This is a genomic window from Salimicrobium album, from assembly GCF_900107115.1.
GTDB classification, from domain to species: Bacteria; Bacillota; Bacilli; order Bacillales; family Halobacillaceae; genus Salimicrobium; species Salimicrobium album.
This window is the reverse complement of the sequence record NZ_FNOS01000008.1, coordinates 1-14,230: the sequence shown is the minus strand read 5'-3', so window position 1 is coordinate 14,230 and position 14,230 is coordinate 1. Positions and strand designations below refer to the sequence as shown.

At 51.6% G+C, this 14,230-nt stretch carries 12 protein-coding genes; 11 read left to right on the top strand and 1 reads right to left on the bottom strand.

Features of this window, described 5'->3' with window-relative positions; genetic code table 11:
- The first annotated feature begins 42 nt into the window (after positions 1-42).
- Positions 43-894 (top strand): VOC family protein, encoded by an 852-nt coding sequence (locus BLU03_RS12415; protein ID WP_093108048.1) that lies wholly within the window; start codon positions 43-45, stop codon positions 892-894.
- Between the two features lie 88 nt (positions 895-982).
- Here BLU03_RS12415 and BLU03_RS12410 read toward each other — a convergent pair whose 3' ends face one another.
- On the bottom strand, positions 983-2,080 hold the full coding sequence (locus tag BLU03_RS12410) for a YkvI family membrane protein (RefSeq protein ID WP_093108135.1): 1,098 nt from the start codon (positions 2,078-2,080) through the stop codon (positions 983-985).
- A 185-nt stretch (positions 2,081-2,265) separates the two neighbouring features.
- Here BLU03_RS12410 and BLU03_RS12405 point away from each other — a divergent pair, with 185 nt between their 5' ends.
- The 10 genes from BLU03_RS12405 to mqo all read left to right on the top strand — a co-directional run bounded on the left by BLU03_RS12405 (position 2,266) and on the right by mqo (position 14,023).
- Positions 2,266-4,197 (top strand): fructose-1,6-bisphosphatase, encoded by a 1,932-nt coding sequence (locus BLU03_RS12405; protein ID WP_093108046.1) that lies wholly within the window; start codon positions 2,266-2,268, stop codon positions 4,195-4,197.
- A 152-nt stretch (positions 4,198-4,349) separates the two neighbouring features.
- On the top strand, positions 4,350-5,897 hold the full coding sequence (locus BLU03_RS12400; protein ID WP_093108044.1) for a histidine kinase N-terminal 7TM domain-containing diguanylate cyclase: 1,548 nt from the start codon (positions 4,350-4,352) through the stop codon (positions 5,895-5,897).
- Positions 5,898-5,944: 47 nt separating this feature from the next.
- Complete coding sequence (locus tag BLU03_RS12395; protein WP_076572335.1) at positions 5,945-6,793, top strand: patatin-like phospholipase family protein; 849 nt, start codon at positions 5,945-5,947, stop codon at positions 6,791-6,793.
- A 132-nt stretch (positions 6,794-6,925) separates the two neighbouring features.
- A complete protein-coding gene (locus BLU03_RS12390) occupies positions 6,926-7,159 on the top strand; it encodes a YkvS family protein (RefSeq protein ID WP_093108042.1) in 234 nt (77 codons plus the stop codon).
- 134 nt (positions 7,160-7,293) lie between these two features.
- Positions 7,294-8,649: a sigma-54 interaction domain-containing protein gene (locus tag BLU03_RS12385; RefSeq protein WP_093108040.1), complete on the top strand. Its 1,356-nt coding sequence runs from the start codon at positions 7,294-7,296 to the stop codon at positions 8,647-8,649.
- A gap of 216 nt (positions 8,650-8,865) precedes the next feature.
- Positions 8,866-9,561, top strand: a complete 696-nt coding sequence (locus BLU03_RS12380) for a CoA transferase subunit A (RefSeq protein WP_076572339.1) — start codon at positions 8,866-8,868, stop codon at positions 9,559-9,561.
- A 16-nt stretch (positions 9,562-9,577) separates the two neighbouring features.
- Positions 9,578-10,255 carry a 3-oxoacid CoA-transferase subunit B gene (locus BLU03_RS12375; protein WP_093108038.1) on the top strand — a complete coding sequence of 226 codons (678 nt, stop codon included), beginning with the start codon at positions 9,578-9,580 and terminating at the stop codon, positions 10,253-10,255.
- Positions 10,256-10,270: 15 nt separating this feature from the next.
- Positions 10,271-11,044 (top strand): 3-hydroxybutyrate dehydrogenase, encoded by a 774-nt coding sequence (locus BLU03_RS12370; protein WP_076572343.1) that lies wholly within the window; start codon positions 10,271-10,273, stop codon positions 11,042-11,044.
- Between the two features lie 33 nt (positions 11,045-11,077).
- Positions 11,078-12,361: a GntP family permease gene (locus BLU03_RS12365; protein ID WP_093108036.1), complete on the top strand. Its 1,284-nt coding sequence runs from the start codon at positions 11,078-11,080 to the stop codon at positions 12,359-12,361.
- A gap of 156 nt (positions 12,362-12,517) precedes the next feature.
- Positions 12,518-14,023 carry a malate dehydrogenase (quinone) gene (gene mqo / locus BLU03_RS12360; RefSeq protein ID WP_176765474.1) on the top strand — a complete coding sequence of 502 codons (1,506 nt, stop codon included), beginning with the start codon at positions 12,518-12,520 and terminating at the stop codon, positions 14,021-14,023.
- The last annotated feature ends 207 nt before the right edge of the window (positions 14,024-14,230 follow it).

The following is a 14,230-nucleotide window of genomic DNA, read 5'->3' as shown; positions in this document are numbered from 1 at the left end:
AGCAGGAACATATGAAGTATCAAAAGAAGGAGAGAGGGGATAATGAATTTTCATCAGCAGCCGTTACGATTTGTGAAAGACGTCGTGCTGAGAGTAACGGATCTCAACACGTCGCTGCAGTTTTATAAAGAGTATCTCGGACTCAGCGTACTTGAGCGGGAAGCGGACAGAGTCGAGCTGACGGCGGACGGTGAGTACGCACTGCTGTCTCTCGAGGAACTCGGGACGCCCGCGAGAAAAGAGCGGGAGCGGACAGGACTGTATCATCTGGCTCTGCTCGTACCTTCAAGAGCCGCCCTCGCAGAAGTACTCGACCATTTAGCCGATAAAAACATACCCGTCGGCTCGGCCGACCATCTCGTAAGCGAGTCGCTGTACATCAGTGATCCGGACGGCAACGGTTTGGAAATTTACGCAGACCGTAGCCCGTCCGAGTGGGAATGGCATAACGGCGGAGTGATTATGGGCGTGGACCCGCTCGATTTCGAAGATCTTCGAAATTCCGGTGAGTCTGCGGAGAACTTTCGGAAACTGCCGGAAGAGACAGTAATCGGTCATATCCACCTGCACGTCTCTGATTTACAGGAAGCCGAGAATTTTTACACGGACGGTCTCGGGTTCGCTACAGTGAGCCGTCTCGGAGACCGGGCGCTGTTTCTGGCGGACGGCGGCTATCATCACCACATCGGCCTAAATACTTGGGCCGGCACCGGCATACCTGCTGCTTCCCGGGAGACTCCCGGGCTGGAGTCATTTACGATCGTGCTTCCGGATAAAGGGACAGTGGATCAGACCGTCCGCCGCCTGAAGGAATTCGGTGCTCCGGTTACGGAAAGAGAAGGAGCTGTTGTGACGGAGGACCCGTCCGGCAACCGGATCAGGCTGGTAGTGTGAATGTCTATCGAGTAATCTTTCTCATAAAAAAACTCCCTGCACGCGTCCCGGGTCCTACATTCCGGGTTACGCACGCAGGGAGTTTCTTTTAAGCGGACCGGTGTTCTTCCGCTGCCGCTTTTTCTTTACTTAAGCGGAATGGAGCGGTAATGAGAGCGGCAATCAGAAACAGCCCCATGTACCCGATCAGCGGATAGAAGATAGCTACAAGGTCGGTGAAGCCGACGAAGCTGAGAGCGAGTGCCACAGCGCCGACAGTGAAGACGAACTGCTTATGCTGCTTCGTACCGACGGTCGTGAATCTCGCTGCCAAAGAGAAAAACATGCTGATGGCCGTGTTGAACACCATACCGAACAGTACGATGGAAAACAGGACCCCGAGCCCCGGCGCAATATCGTCGACGAGCTTCAGCATCGGCATGTCCACGTTTGCGACAATGTCCACTTTGGAGAAGATGGCCAGGTGGCTGAGGACGATCATCAGACCGAGAGACAGCCCGCCGAGCAGTCCTCCGAGGGATGAGGTGCGTTCGTTATCCTCGTTACCACCCATGAGGAGCGACATCGATGCCCCTACGGCGATGTTGAACGATACGTAATTCAGGGCGGAAATGAACCAGCCCGGCAGAAACAGGAAGGAACTTTCAACGACCGAGTCCTGCGCTTTTGCCGTAGCATCAAGACTGCTGAGCCCTCCGTCCATCGTAGCTATACTGTATACGGCCACAAGAACGACGGTGGCAATGAGAAAAGGGGTGATGCTTCCGATGACGTTCACCACTTTCTCCACGTTCATCAGAATGGTGGCGACGACGAGCACGCTCATCAGAATCGTGCCGAGCACACTCGGAAGCCCGAACTGCTGACTCGGTATGGAACCGGCCCCGGCAATCATGACCACTCCGACGCCGAATAACGTAAAGATGATGACGTAGTCGACGATGAGACCGAGCCATTTCCCGCTCACCCGGTAGATGGCTTCTTTGTGGGAAGTGGCTTTCATTCTCGTACCCAGTTTCGTCAGCATCATGCCCATATAGGCGAAGATGGCGGTGGCGATGATGGCACCAATCGTTCCTGCGTACCCGTAACTGGTGAAATACTGCAAAATCTCCTGGCCGGAAGCAAATCCTGCCCCGACGATGATTCCGATGAACGCACTGGCGATCCGGAGAACTTTCTTCATTATGAAAAACTCCCTTATGTATGGTACAAGCTCTTTTAACTTTACCATGTATCCGCTTTCCTTTAAAAGGAAATTGAAAGGATGCAGCGAAAATAGGGACAATTTTCACCCGTCACAATATGTCATCATAATATACACTATGTTATACTAATTGAAATAATATACATACATAGGAGCGTGATCAGGTGAGTAAAAAATACCTGGATTTACTGGCGGAGAAATACGGCAGTGAAGAGGAAGTTGTTACGGAAATCATCAATCTGGAAGCGATTCTCAATCTGCCGAAAGGGACGGAACACTTTGTGAGCGATCTGCACGGGGAGTACCAGGCCTTCCAGCACGTCCTCCGGAACGGTTCCGGAAAAGTGAAAGAGAAAATCCGGGATATTTTCAAAGACGAATTGAGCGAGCAGGAAATCAGCGAGCTCGCAACGCTCATTTACTATCCGGAGGAGAAACTGAAGCTGATTAAAGGGACCTTCACGAGTGATGAAGAGCTGAACGAGTGGTACAAGACGATCATCGTACGGATGCTTGAGCTGATTCCTTACGCTTCTTCCAAGTATACGCGCACCAAACTGAGGAAAGCTCTGCCGTCGCAGTTCGTTTTTCTCATTGAAGAACTGCTTTACAAAACGGACCGGTACACGAATAAAACCGACTATTACTCAAGCATCATGGAGCAGATCATTACGCTGCGTCAGTCCGATAAACTGATCGCCGGACTGGCGTACACGATCCAGCGTCTCGTCGTCGACCATCTGCACGTCGTCGGAGATATTTACGACCGGGGACCGGAGCCGGACAAAATTATGGATACCCTCATCGACTATCATTCCCTCGATATCCAGTGGGGGAACCACGACGTATTATGGATAGGCGCCTACGCAGGGTCCAAAGTCTGTCTCGCCAACATATTGAGGATCTGTGCCCGCTATGCGAATCTGGATATTATTGAGGATGCCTACGGAATCAATCTGCGTCCGCTGCTCAGTCTTGCCGAGAAGTATTACGGGGACAACCCGGCATTCCGCCCGAAACTTCAGGGAGATGAGCGGCTGACGGAACAGGAGCAGCTGCAGATCGCCAAAATCCATCAGGCGATTGCCATGATTCAATTTAAGTTGGAGAGTCCGATCATCAAACGCCGCGACTGCTTCAACATGGACGGGAGACTTCTCCTTGATAAAATCGATTATGAGCGGGAGGAGATATACCTGAAAGGGAAAACGTACCCGCTTGAGAATCCGTGTTTCCAGACGATCGACCCGGAGGACCCGGCCCGGCTTCTCGAAGAAGAGCAGCAGGTGATTGATAAGCTTCTCTTCTCCATCCAGCATTCGGAGAAGCTGACGCGGCACATGAAGTTTCTTATGAAAAAAGGGAACCTGTACCTGAAGTACAACGGGAATCTGCTTATTCATGGCTGTATTCCGCTTGATGAGGACGGCAATATGGAAACGATGACGATCGAAGGGCAGACGTACGGAGGCCGTGATCTTCTCGATCTGTTCGAAGAGAAGCTCCGGTACAGCTTCGCTCATCCCGAAGAGACGGATGATCTGGCTACGGATATGGTGTGGTATCTGTGGACGGGCGAGTATTCGTCGCTGTTCGGTAAACGGGAAATGACGACGTTTGAACGGTACTTCATCAGCGATAAGGCGACGCACAAAGAGGAAAAGAATCCTTACTACTACCTGCGTGAAAACGAGGAAGTGTGCCGGAAGATGCTGGAGGATTTCGATCTGGACCCGGATCAGGGTCATATCATCAACGGGCACACGCCGGTGAAGGAAATCGAAGGAGAGAACCCGGTGAAAGCCGGCGGGAAGATGGTCGTCATCGACGGCGGCTTCTCTAAAGCCTATCAGTCCACGACGGGAATCGCCGGTTACACGCTGCTCTTCAACTCGTTCGGCATGCAGCTGGTGGCCCATCAGAAATTCAGTTCCCGGGAAGAAGTGCTGAAAGACGGCATCGACGTTCTTTCCGTACGTCGTCTCGTAGATAAGGAAATGGAGCGGAAGCTTGTGAGAGAAACGAATATCGGCACGGAAATTCAGTCACAGATCGACACGCTCCGTTACTTACTGGAAGAAAGGTATATGAAATGAGAGTGGCCCCCGGCCGCTCTTTTTTTGTATGCTCACTGCAAAAAAATGTAGAACCGGAAAATATTGTGATATTTTTTTGTTTCAAATTCAAATTATTCGGTTATCTATGGTAATATGATACAAAAGAACCATTAAGAACGGAGGAAGCAAAGATGAACTGGATCGACCCCTATATCTTTCTGCTGATGATTCTGGCTATCGGTGCGTCGTTCGTGGCTGTTGCGTTGCTGAAATCTCCCCGGAAACTGCTTCGTGATTTTTTGGCGGGGGCGGCAGCTTTAAGTTCACTCTTTATCATTATTACTATATTTGAACTACAAATCGAAAACAGAAACGCTATGATAGTCCTTAGAAATTTCCAGCAGATTTCCATAGTTTTTGCTCCGATTCTTCTGTTCGGCTATGCGAAAGAACTGCACAGGGAAGATGCAAAGACCACACTAAGGCTCACAGGGTTACTGGCTTTGCCGTCTATTCTCGATGTCACCCTCGCTTTTACGGATAAGTGGCACGGATGGATGCGGGAGAGTGTTACGGTCGAAACGGTGTGGAACTACACGGAGCTTTCCATTACAAGTACTTCTGTGAACTCCGTATTCAGCTCATACTCCTACGCCGTTTCTTTACTTACCGTTTTTTTACTGGTGCGTAATATGTTCGATGTCCCGAAACACTACCGGTCCACTTTCGGACTCTCCGCGGTGGCCGTAATCCTCCCGATAGTATCCATTACGGTTCTGTCGCTGCTTGAAGTGAAAGTGCCGGGGATGTTCGCTTTGTCATACGGTTCCATGGCGCTTTTGCTGATCATAGCGAACCGGAGCCGGGACTTCAATACGGTATGGCCGGTGTCACGGCAGCTGGTACTTGAAAATCTGTCGGAAGGCATTTTACTCATCGACGCCCGCGGCTGCATCATAGAAGCGAACCGGGCGATTTGTGATATGGCTTCCCACATTCATAAAAAGGACGTCTGTCCGAAAGATCTTCTTCATCAGAGAGCCGTTACGGTGTTCAATGGGGTGGAAGGACTGGAGAAATCCATGGAGAAAAGTGGAGACACAGAGTTTTCGGTGGAAGCCGGAGAACGTTTTTACGATATAGCGGTAACGAAACTGAAGGAGAAACGTCAGCCGATCTGGCTCGTCGTCGCCAAGGAGGTAACAGATCAGAAAGTGGTGGAACGGGAACTCGAGCATTTGGCTTCTCTCGATTCGCTCACCGGGCTCAAAAACAGAAAAGCTTTTCTGAGCGAGTATGAAAAAGCAGGGGCGGTAGAAGACAGGGTGTTCGTTCTTATGGATATCGATTACTTCAAAAACTTCAACGATACCTACGGGCACGTGGCAGGGGATGAAGTGCTGCGTGCTATGTCGGAACTGCTCGGGGAACATTTCGGGAAAGAAGGGGAAGTCGTTTCACGCTTCGGAGGGGAAGAGTTCGGGATTCTGCTGCAGGGGAAGCCGGAGGAAGTGGAGACGAGGATCACCCGGTTCTGCGAACATCTGAAAAGGCTGAACAAGGATAAGAACGGCCGGATCAGGGAAGAGATCACCGTTAGTGCAGGGATACACGCCTTCACCTCCGGGGAGGAGTTCGACGCCGTCTACCATTGTGCGGACCAGGCGATGTATGAGTCGAAACGTAACGGCCGGGATCAGCTCAGTTTTACGGGCCGCCCTTCTCCGGTGAAAAGTTGAAGTACCTGCATAGAAAAAGGTAGAATGGAAGCAACAGGAGGAATTTTATGGAACAGACCGGATTAGTTCTGGAAGGAGGAGGGAGCCGCGGTATATACACAGCCGGGGTTCTCAATCGCCTGATGAAAGCGGGAATTTATCTCCCTTACGTCAACGGAGTGTCTGCCGGAGCCTGCAACGGCTCTTCCTATGTCGCACGGCAGCTGGACCGCAACCGGGCAGTGCTCATCGATTACGTAAAGCATCCCGACTATCTGTCGCTGCGCAATCTTCTCAGGAAACGACAGCTGTTCGGTATGGACTTTCTTTTTGATACGCTGCCGAACCGACTGGAACCTTTTGATTATCATACATTTGCTCAGGCGAAAGAAGAGTTCGAAATCGGTACGACGGACTGCGTTACCGGGGAAGCGGTATTTTTCGATAAGGAAAACTACAATGAACATATGCTGACGCTCATGCGGGCTTCGAGTTCTCTGCCGATGGTGGCCCCTCCCGTCCCGTTTAACAACCGTATGCTGATGGATGGCGGGATTGCCGACCCCATCCCTCTTATGAGATCCATCAGCCGGGGGAACAGAAAGAACGTAGTTGTGCTGACCCAGGTGCGCGATTATTACAAAAAGCCGCAGTCGGTCGGCTGGTACATGAAGCGGAAGTACCGGGAATACCCCGGGCTGCTGCGGGCGATGGAGAAACGGCACATTGTTTATAACGAAACACTGGACTACATAAGAGAAGAAGAGCGGAAAGGGAATGTATTCGTCATTTCCCCCTCTCATGCTCCGGGGGTCGGCCGGGTCGAGCGCAACAAAGGGAAATTGACCACCCTCTACGAGCGGGGCATCAGGGATACACAGCAACTGGAAGCCTCTCTTAATGAATTTTTGCAATGAATCGGACCCCCGTGGTGTCCGGTTTTTGTTTATATTACACACGCAGAAGTGCAACCTTTTGCACAATCCCCCTTGATTTTGAAATCGTTTCCACCTAAAATGAGAGAAAATGTTAAAAGGGGAGTCGTTCGAATGTCTACTGTCGAAGAGAATGTGCAAGCTCAAATCGGAGATATCGTAACATTTACACGCAAGAAAGAGCAGTGGATGGGAAAAGTCGTTCCGTCCGGATGTGCAAATTCAGTGATCGTCGATTTACGCGTGATGGAAGAACTTCCTGATCGGGAAAATTCCTCTTACCTTACCTGCGTCAACCATAAAAACTACCATATCGTCTCACGGGCGGCCGAAACGTCCGTGGAATAATAAATTCAGGCAGCGTACCTGTCCGGGGTCTCTCCGGGCAGGTATTTTTATGTCCGGCACCCGGGGCAATGTAGTCACCACAGACAGGACGTGGTAAACTTTTTGACAACAACTATCCTAAAAGGAGTTCAGTGATGTCTTTATTTGAGAAACGGAATAAATATATGTTCGAGACGTTATTCGGGAGTACGGAACATTGCATCGTCGTAGTCGATAAAGAAGGGGTCATCACTTATATAAACAGCGGGTATGCTGATTTTATCGGTGTGGACCGGAAAAAAGCCGAAGGACGACACGTTACGGAAGTCATCGAAAACACGCGTATGCATATCGTAGTGGAAACGGGCCGGGAAGAGGTGGCGGATCTTCAGTACATACGCGGGGACTACATGATCGCCAACCGCATTCCTGTCTTTGAAGACGGAGAGCTTACAGGGGCGTTTGGTATGGTGCTGTTCCGTGATACGGATGAGTGGAAAGTGATGAACACGAATGTCAAAGAACTGCTGATGGAGCTTGAGTCCTACCGGGAAAATTTCAAAAAGAACACCGGCGCCTCCTACTCCCTTCATAACATCGTCTCCCATTCCCCGAAAATGATGGAAGTGAAAGACACGGTAAGAAAGATGGCGACAGGGGATGCATCTGTGCTGTTGCGAGGGGAAAGTGGGACCGGGAAGGAACTGTTCGCTCACAGTCTCCACAATTTAAGTGAGCGGAACGGGGAACCCTTTATCAAAGTGAACTGTGCAGCAATCCCCGAGCAGCTGTTTGAAGCGGAGCTGTTCGGCTATGAGGAAGGAGCGTTCACCGGGGCGAAAAAAGGCGGGAAAGCCGGTAAGTTCCAGCTTGCCGACGGCGGGACGCTTTTTCTCGATGAAGTCGGGGACATGCCGCTGCACGCCCAGGTGAAAATATTACGTGCCCTGCAGGAAGGGGAAGTGGAGCCGCTCGGCTCGGAGACATCCGAACTGGTGGACGTACGCGTCGTGGCAGCTACGAATCAGGCGCTTGAGGAACTGATCAGCCGCCAGGAGTTTCGGGAAGACCTGTACTACCGGATCAACGTCGTGTCTGTCGATATCCCTCCCTTGCGCGAACGGCCGGAAGATATCCGTCTGCTTGCCAAATACATCCTCAGTAAAACCGGGGACAGCAGGAGGAAGAAAGTCGAGGGATTCTCCGAAGCGACCATTCAGGTGCTTGAGGGGTATCCGTGGCCCGGAAACATACGTGAACTTGAAAATACGATCGAGTCGGCGGTGCATATGGCGGACGGGTCTTACATCGAAGTGTCCGACCTTCCCGGGAGTATAACAGCCGCTTCCGTTACCGAAGAGGAAAGCCTGAAAACGATACTGGAACGAGTGGAGAAAGAAACGATCGAGCAGGCTCTCACGAGGACCTCGGGGGACAAAAATGCGGCCGCTGCACATCTCGGCATCGGAAAGACGAGCCTTTATGATAAAGCGAAAAAATACGGTATATGACTGGCAGGTGACACCTTCACAAAACAGCCATTCCGGAAAAGCGGAAACTATTCCGCAAATCCGGAATGGTTTTTTATTTATGATGTAAGGGTTTTCATAAGGGTGTGCCGAAATTTTTCCGGAAATCCGGAAAAGGAGAAAAAGATACCCCTGTCTGCCGGCGTCCGGAAAGTTGGCACGATTCTTGCATAAGTAAGGGAGAAGGGAGTGGAACATATGAAAAAGATATATACAACGTTTCAGGAAGCGGTTAAGGAAATAAGGGATCATTCCACTGTGATGGTAGGAGGGTTCGGGCTCGTCGGGATACCGGAGAATCTCATACTCGGCATCGTCGAATCCGGAGCGAAACATCTGACGGTCATCTCCAACAACTGCGGAGTGGACGACTGGGGACTCGGCCTTCTGCTTGAGAATAAGCAGATTGATAAGATGATCGGGTCATACGTCGGGGAAAACAAGGAGTTTGAACGGCAGGTTCTTGCGGGGGAGCTGGAAGTCGAGCTTACGCCGCAGGGGTCACTGGCAGAAAAAATCCGGGCCGGAGGTGCAGGGATTCCCGCTTTTTATACACCCGCCGGAGTCGGAACACCGATTGCCGAAGGAAAAGAGATCCGGGAATTCGACGGCAGAGAATACGTGCTGGAGGAAGCGCTCACGGCTGATGTGAGTCTGGTCCGGGCAGCGCGCGCGGACCGTTTCGGGAATCTCGTCTACAACAAAACCGCCCGCAACTTCAATCCGGAAATAGCGGCAGCCGGGAAAGTGACGATTGCCGAAGTCGAAGAACTCGTGGATCCCGGAGAACTGGACGGCGATCACATCCATACGCCGGGAATCTACGTCCAGGGTCTTATCGAAGGACAGCAGGAGAAAAGAATTGAACGTCTGACCGTGCGTCAGGAAGCATAACGAAGGAGGAGTCGAAATGAGCACTGTAAAACAGGACAAAGCAGTCCAGAGAGAAAAAATAGCAAGAAGAGCCGAACGCGAAATTGAAAGCGGTTTCTACGTAAACCTCGGTATCGGTATGCCGACGATGGTGGCAAATTATATACAGCCCGGGAAAGAAGTGGTGCTGCAGTCGGAAAACGGGCTGCTCGGAATCGGTCCGTCGCCTTATGAATCGGAAGTGGACCCGGATCTGATCAACGCTGGGAAGGAGACGGTGACCGCATCTGTCAGCGGTTCCTACTGCAGCAGCGCCGAATCCTTCGCGATGATTCGCGGGGAGCATCTGGATCTTGCAATTCTCGGCGGAATGGAAGTGGCAGCGAACGGAGATCTGGCCAACTGGATGATTCCCGGCAAAGTGATCAAAGGCATGGGCGGCGCGATGGATATCGTGCACGGGGCGAAAAAGATCGTCATCATTATGGACCACGTCAGCAAACACGGGACTCCGAAAATACTGAAGGAATGCACGCTCCCGCTTACCGGGAAGGGAGTCGTGGACCGTATTATAACGGACCGGGCTGTCATCGACGTAACGGACGCAGGTCTCCTACTCCGGGAAGTGGCGGAAGGATTTACCGTCCAGGAGGTTATAGACAGCACGGAAGCACCACTCGAAGTGAGCGGATCACTGAAAGAAGCGGGTTATTAAAAAGGAGGAGACGAAATGAAAGGACAGATCGTATTTATTACAGGAGCAGCAAGCGGTATCGGTTATGAAGTGGGGGCGGCTTTTGCGAAAGAGGGAGCCAAAGTCGTGCTCAGTGATATAGACGAAGCGAAGGTGAAGGATGCGGCGGGAACCTTGAGAGATTCAGGGTATGAAAGCGAAGGGGTCGTCTGTGACGTAACGAAAGAAGAAGAAATCCAGCAGGCGATCGACTACGTAGTGGATACGTACGGCCGGCTCGACGTCCTGATCAATAATGCAGGACTACAGCACGTGGCGTCCGTCGAGGATTTTCCGACAGAAAAATTTGAACTGATCAACCGGGTGATGCTGGTGGCTCCGTTCATGGCAACGAAGCACGTATTTCCGGTAATGAAAAAGCAGGGGAGCGGCCGGATCCTGAATATGTCCTCCATTAACGGGCTCGTCGGATTTGCCGGCAAGGCCGCCTACAACAGCTCCAAACACGGGGTGATCGGCCTGACGAAAGTGACGTCGCTCGAAGGTGCAGAGCACGGCATTACGGTGAATGCTCTTTGCCCGGGCTATGTGGATACGCCGCTCGTCCGGAATCAGCTTGAAGACCTGGCAGAGAACAGAAACACGTCTCTCGAAAACGTTCTGGAAGACGTCATTTATCCGCTCGTTCCCCAGAAACGCCTGCTTTCCGTACAGGAAGTGGCGGATTACGCCCTGTTTCTGGCCGGTGATAAAGCCCGCGGGGTGACAGGTCAGGCGGTTGTCATCGATGGCGGGTACACGGCTCAGTAAATACGGAATGTAAACTAAAGGAGGAGTAATCGCATGTTTGGAATTTTTCTTGGACTCGTCGTATTAATGGTTCTCGCCTATATCGGATGGTCGATTATCTGGGTGGCGCCGATTGCTGCCGGAGTCGTGGCGCTTACGGGCGGGCTCGATCTGCTCGACGCCTATAAAGATACGTATATGGGAGGGTTCGTAGACTTTGCGAAATCATGGTTCCCCGTTTTCATGCTCGGGGCCATCTTCGGGAAGCTGATGGAGGACACGGGAATGGCGCGTTCCGTTGCGGTCGCTTTTACGAGGGTTATCGGAACGAACCGTGCTATCCTCGGAGTGCTCGTATCTGCAGCCGTGCTGACGTATGGGGGTGTAAGCCTCTTTGTCGTCGTATTCGCCGTTTATCCTTTGGCCCTGTCTTTATTCCGGGAAGCGAATATCAGCCGTAAGCTTATACCGGCTACCGTGGCGCTCGGGGCTTTCACCTTCACGATGACGGCACTGCCGGGGTCGCCGCAGATCCAGAACCTGATTCCGATGGAGTATTTTGAAACGGATGCGATGGCTGCACCTGTAATGGGAATCATCGCCGGAATTATTATGGCGGTCGGCGGTTACCTTTACCTTCGCCACCGGGAACAGAAATTGAGGGAGAAGGGGGAGACCTTCTTTGAACCGGAGGAAAAAGAGAACGTGGGGGAAGATGAAAAAACGCCGATGTTCGTCCTTTCGATACTGCCGCTTTTGACCGTCCTTCTAACGCTGAATCTGCTGCAGTGGGATATCGTCACCGCCCTTATTTCAGGAATCGTTCTGATCATGCTTTTGAACGTTACGAAGTACGCGAAATTCATCGGTGCGATGAACAAAGGGGCGAGCGGCTCGGTACTTGCGATCATCAATACGAGTGCGGCCGTCGGGTTCGGTACCGTCGTCCGGGAAGTCCCTGGGTTTGAGCGCCTGACGGAAATGCTCATGGGTGTCAAAGGCAACCCGCTCATATCAGAGGCGGTTGCAGTCAACGTTCTTGCGGGAGCGACGGGATCTGCTTCCGGGGGAATGGGGATCGCTCTTGAAGCACTCGGTTCCAAATACTATCAGATAGCTCTCGATACGGGCATAAGTCCGGAAGCTTTCCACCGGGTGGCCTCCCTTTCCTCCGGCGGACTGGACGCACTTCCGCATAACGGAGCGGTCCTTACCCTTTTCGCTATTACAGGAATGACTCATAAAGACAGCTACCGTGATATTTTTGTCGTAGCCATCCTTATCCCTATTATTTCCGTAGCCGTCGTCATTCTGCTTAACACTATCGGTGTTCTTTAATAAATAGGAAGGTTCGAGGGTTGTATATTTAATTTTGATGCCAATAGTGGTAAACTGTTTATGGAATAAAATATACTGGAAAAGATGTACATTCAGTGAAGCCTAGCCTGCAACGATGCATCTTTTCTTCAATACATAGGGAGAAGGATCGGATATATGAGTAATCAACGTACACAAAAAGAAGTCATTTTGATTGGTGCCGGGATTATGAGTGCCACGTTGGCAACGCTTTTGAAGGAACTGGCTCCTGAGTGGAACATTAAAGTATTCGAACGGCTCGATGAACCGGGCAGAGAAAGCTCGAACGTGTGGAACAACGCGGGAACGGGACACGCGGCTCTGTGTGAGCTGAACTACACGAAAGAAAAAGAGGACGGCTCCATCGACATCAGCAAAGCCGTAAGTATCAACGAGAAATTCGAAGTATCCAAACAGTTCTGGTCGTTTCTCGTAAAGCAGGACCTCATCAGGGATCCGCAGGAATTCATCCAGCCGGTTCCGCACATCAGCTTCGTACACGGTGAGGATCACGTGGATTTCTTAAGAAAACGTTACGAGAAAATGATAGCGCATCCACTTTTTGAAGGGATGAAGTATGCGGAAGACCTTGAAACATTGAAGAACTGGCTTCCGCTTATGATGAACAACCGTCCGGAAGGCGAAGCGATCGCCGCTACGAAAATCGACTCCGGCACGGACGTCAATTTCGGTGTGCTCACCCGTCTTCTGTTTGAACAGGCGACTACCGGAAACGTGGATGTCCGTTACAACCAGGAAGTTTCCGATTTGAAGCAGCTGGATAACGGAGATTGGGAAGTGCGTGTCCGTAACGAAAAAGAAGGAAGGATCGAACACCATCAGGCGCCTTTCGTATTTGTCGGAGGCGGTGGCGGAAGTCTCCACCTCCTTCAGAAATCCGGCATTCCGGAAGGACAAGGGTTCGGCGGCTTCCCGGTAAGCGGACAGTTCCTTTTCTGTGATAAACCGGAAGTCGTGGAGCAGCACCGCGGAAAAGTATACAGCAAAGCACCGGTCGGAGCTCCTCCGATGTCCGTGCCGCACCTGGATACCCGCTTCATCGATGGAAAAGAGACCCTTCTGTTCGGACCGTTCGCAGGCTTTTCGCCGAAATTCCAGAAGACAGGCTCTCTTATGGACCTCCTGACTTCCGTGAAACGGGACAACCTGTTTACGATGATGGCAGCAGGAGTGAAAAACGTGCCGCTTACGAAGTATCTTATTGAGCAGCTGATGCTTTCGAAGGAAGAGCGCGTCGAAGCTCTCCGTGAATTCGTACCGGAAGCCGTCGGCGAAGACTGGAATCTCGTTACGGCCGGTCAGCGCGTACAGGTGCTGAAAGATACGGAAGAAGAAGGGCGGGGGACACTGCAGTTCGGAACGGAACTCGTCACAGGAGCGAACGGCTCCATCGCAGCTCTTCTCGGGGCATCCCCGGGAGCATCGACAGCCGTGTCAATCATGTTCGATCTGATGAAGGAGTGCTTCCCGGACTACATGGACGAATGGGAACCTAAAATTAAAGAAATGGTACCATCGTACGGGGTGACTCTCGCGGATGATCGCCAGCTTATTCAGGAAATCCAGGAATACACGACGGAAACGCTGAATCTTACAGGACGCATGGCTACAAGCAACAACTGAACGCCATAAGCCTCTCCTCCGACTGGGGGAGAGGCTTTTTTGTGTGGCGCCGATTTTTTGCGTGCCCCTGGCGGCCTGTTTCACGGTCCGACCGTCACGATTAGCCGGGAATCGTGCCCTTCGCAGGGAAAAGATGGGCTTGAAGGTAACGATTAGGTAGGAATCGTACCCTTCGCAGAGAAAAGACGGGCTTGAAGGTAACGATTA

Excerpts from the sequence above, each read along its gene's own strand:
- BLU03_RS12375 (WP_093108038.1), top strand. The coding sequence starts at position 9,578 with ATGAGCACTGTAAAACAGGACAAAGCAGTCCAGAGAGAAAAAATAGCA.
- BLU03_RS12385 (WP_093108040.1), top strand. The coding sequence starts at position 7,294 with ATGTCTTTATTTGAGAAACGGAATAAATATATGTTCGAGACGTTATTC.
- BLU03_RS12370 (WP_076572343.1), top strand. The coding sequence starts at position 10,271 with ATGAAAGGACAGATCGTATTTATTACAGGAGCAGCAAGCGGTATCGGT.
- BLU03_RS12410 (WP_093108135.1), bottom strand. The coding sequence starts at position 2,080 with ATGAAGAAAGTTCTCCGGATCGCCAGTGCGTTCATCGGAATCATCGTC.
- BLU03_RS12415 (WP_093108048.1), top strand. The coding sequence starts at position 43 with ATGAATTTTCATCAGCAGCCGTTACGATTTGTGAAAGACGTCGTGCTG.
- mqo (WP_176765474.1), top strand. The coding sequence starts at position 12,518 with ATGAGTAATCAACGTACACAAAAAGAAGTCATTTTGATTGGTGCCGGG.
- BLU03_RS12380 (WP_076572339.1), top strand. The coding sequence starts at position 8,866 with ATGAAAAAGATATATACAACGTTTCAGGAAGCGGTTAAGGAAATAAGG.
- BLU03_RS12400 (WP_093108044.1), top strand. The coding sequence starts at position 4,350 with ATGAACTGGATCGACCCCTATATCTTTCTGCTGATGATTCTGGCTATC.
- BLU03_RS12395 (WP_076572335.1), top strand. The coding sequence starts at position 5,945 with ATGGAACAGACCGGATTAGTTCTGGAAGGAGGAGGGAGCCGCGGTATA.
- BLU03_RS12365 (WP_093108036.1), top strand. The coding sequence starts at position 11,078 with ATGTTTGGAATTTTTCTTGGACTCGTCGTATTAATGGTTCTCGCCTAT.
- BLU03_RS12390 (WP_093108042.1), top strand. The coding sequence starts at position 6,926 with ATGTCTACTGTCGAAGAGAATGTGCAAGCTCAAATCGGAGATATCGTA.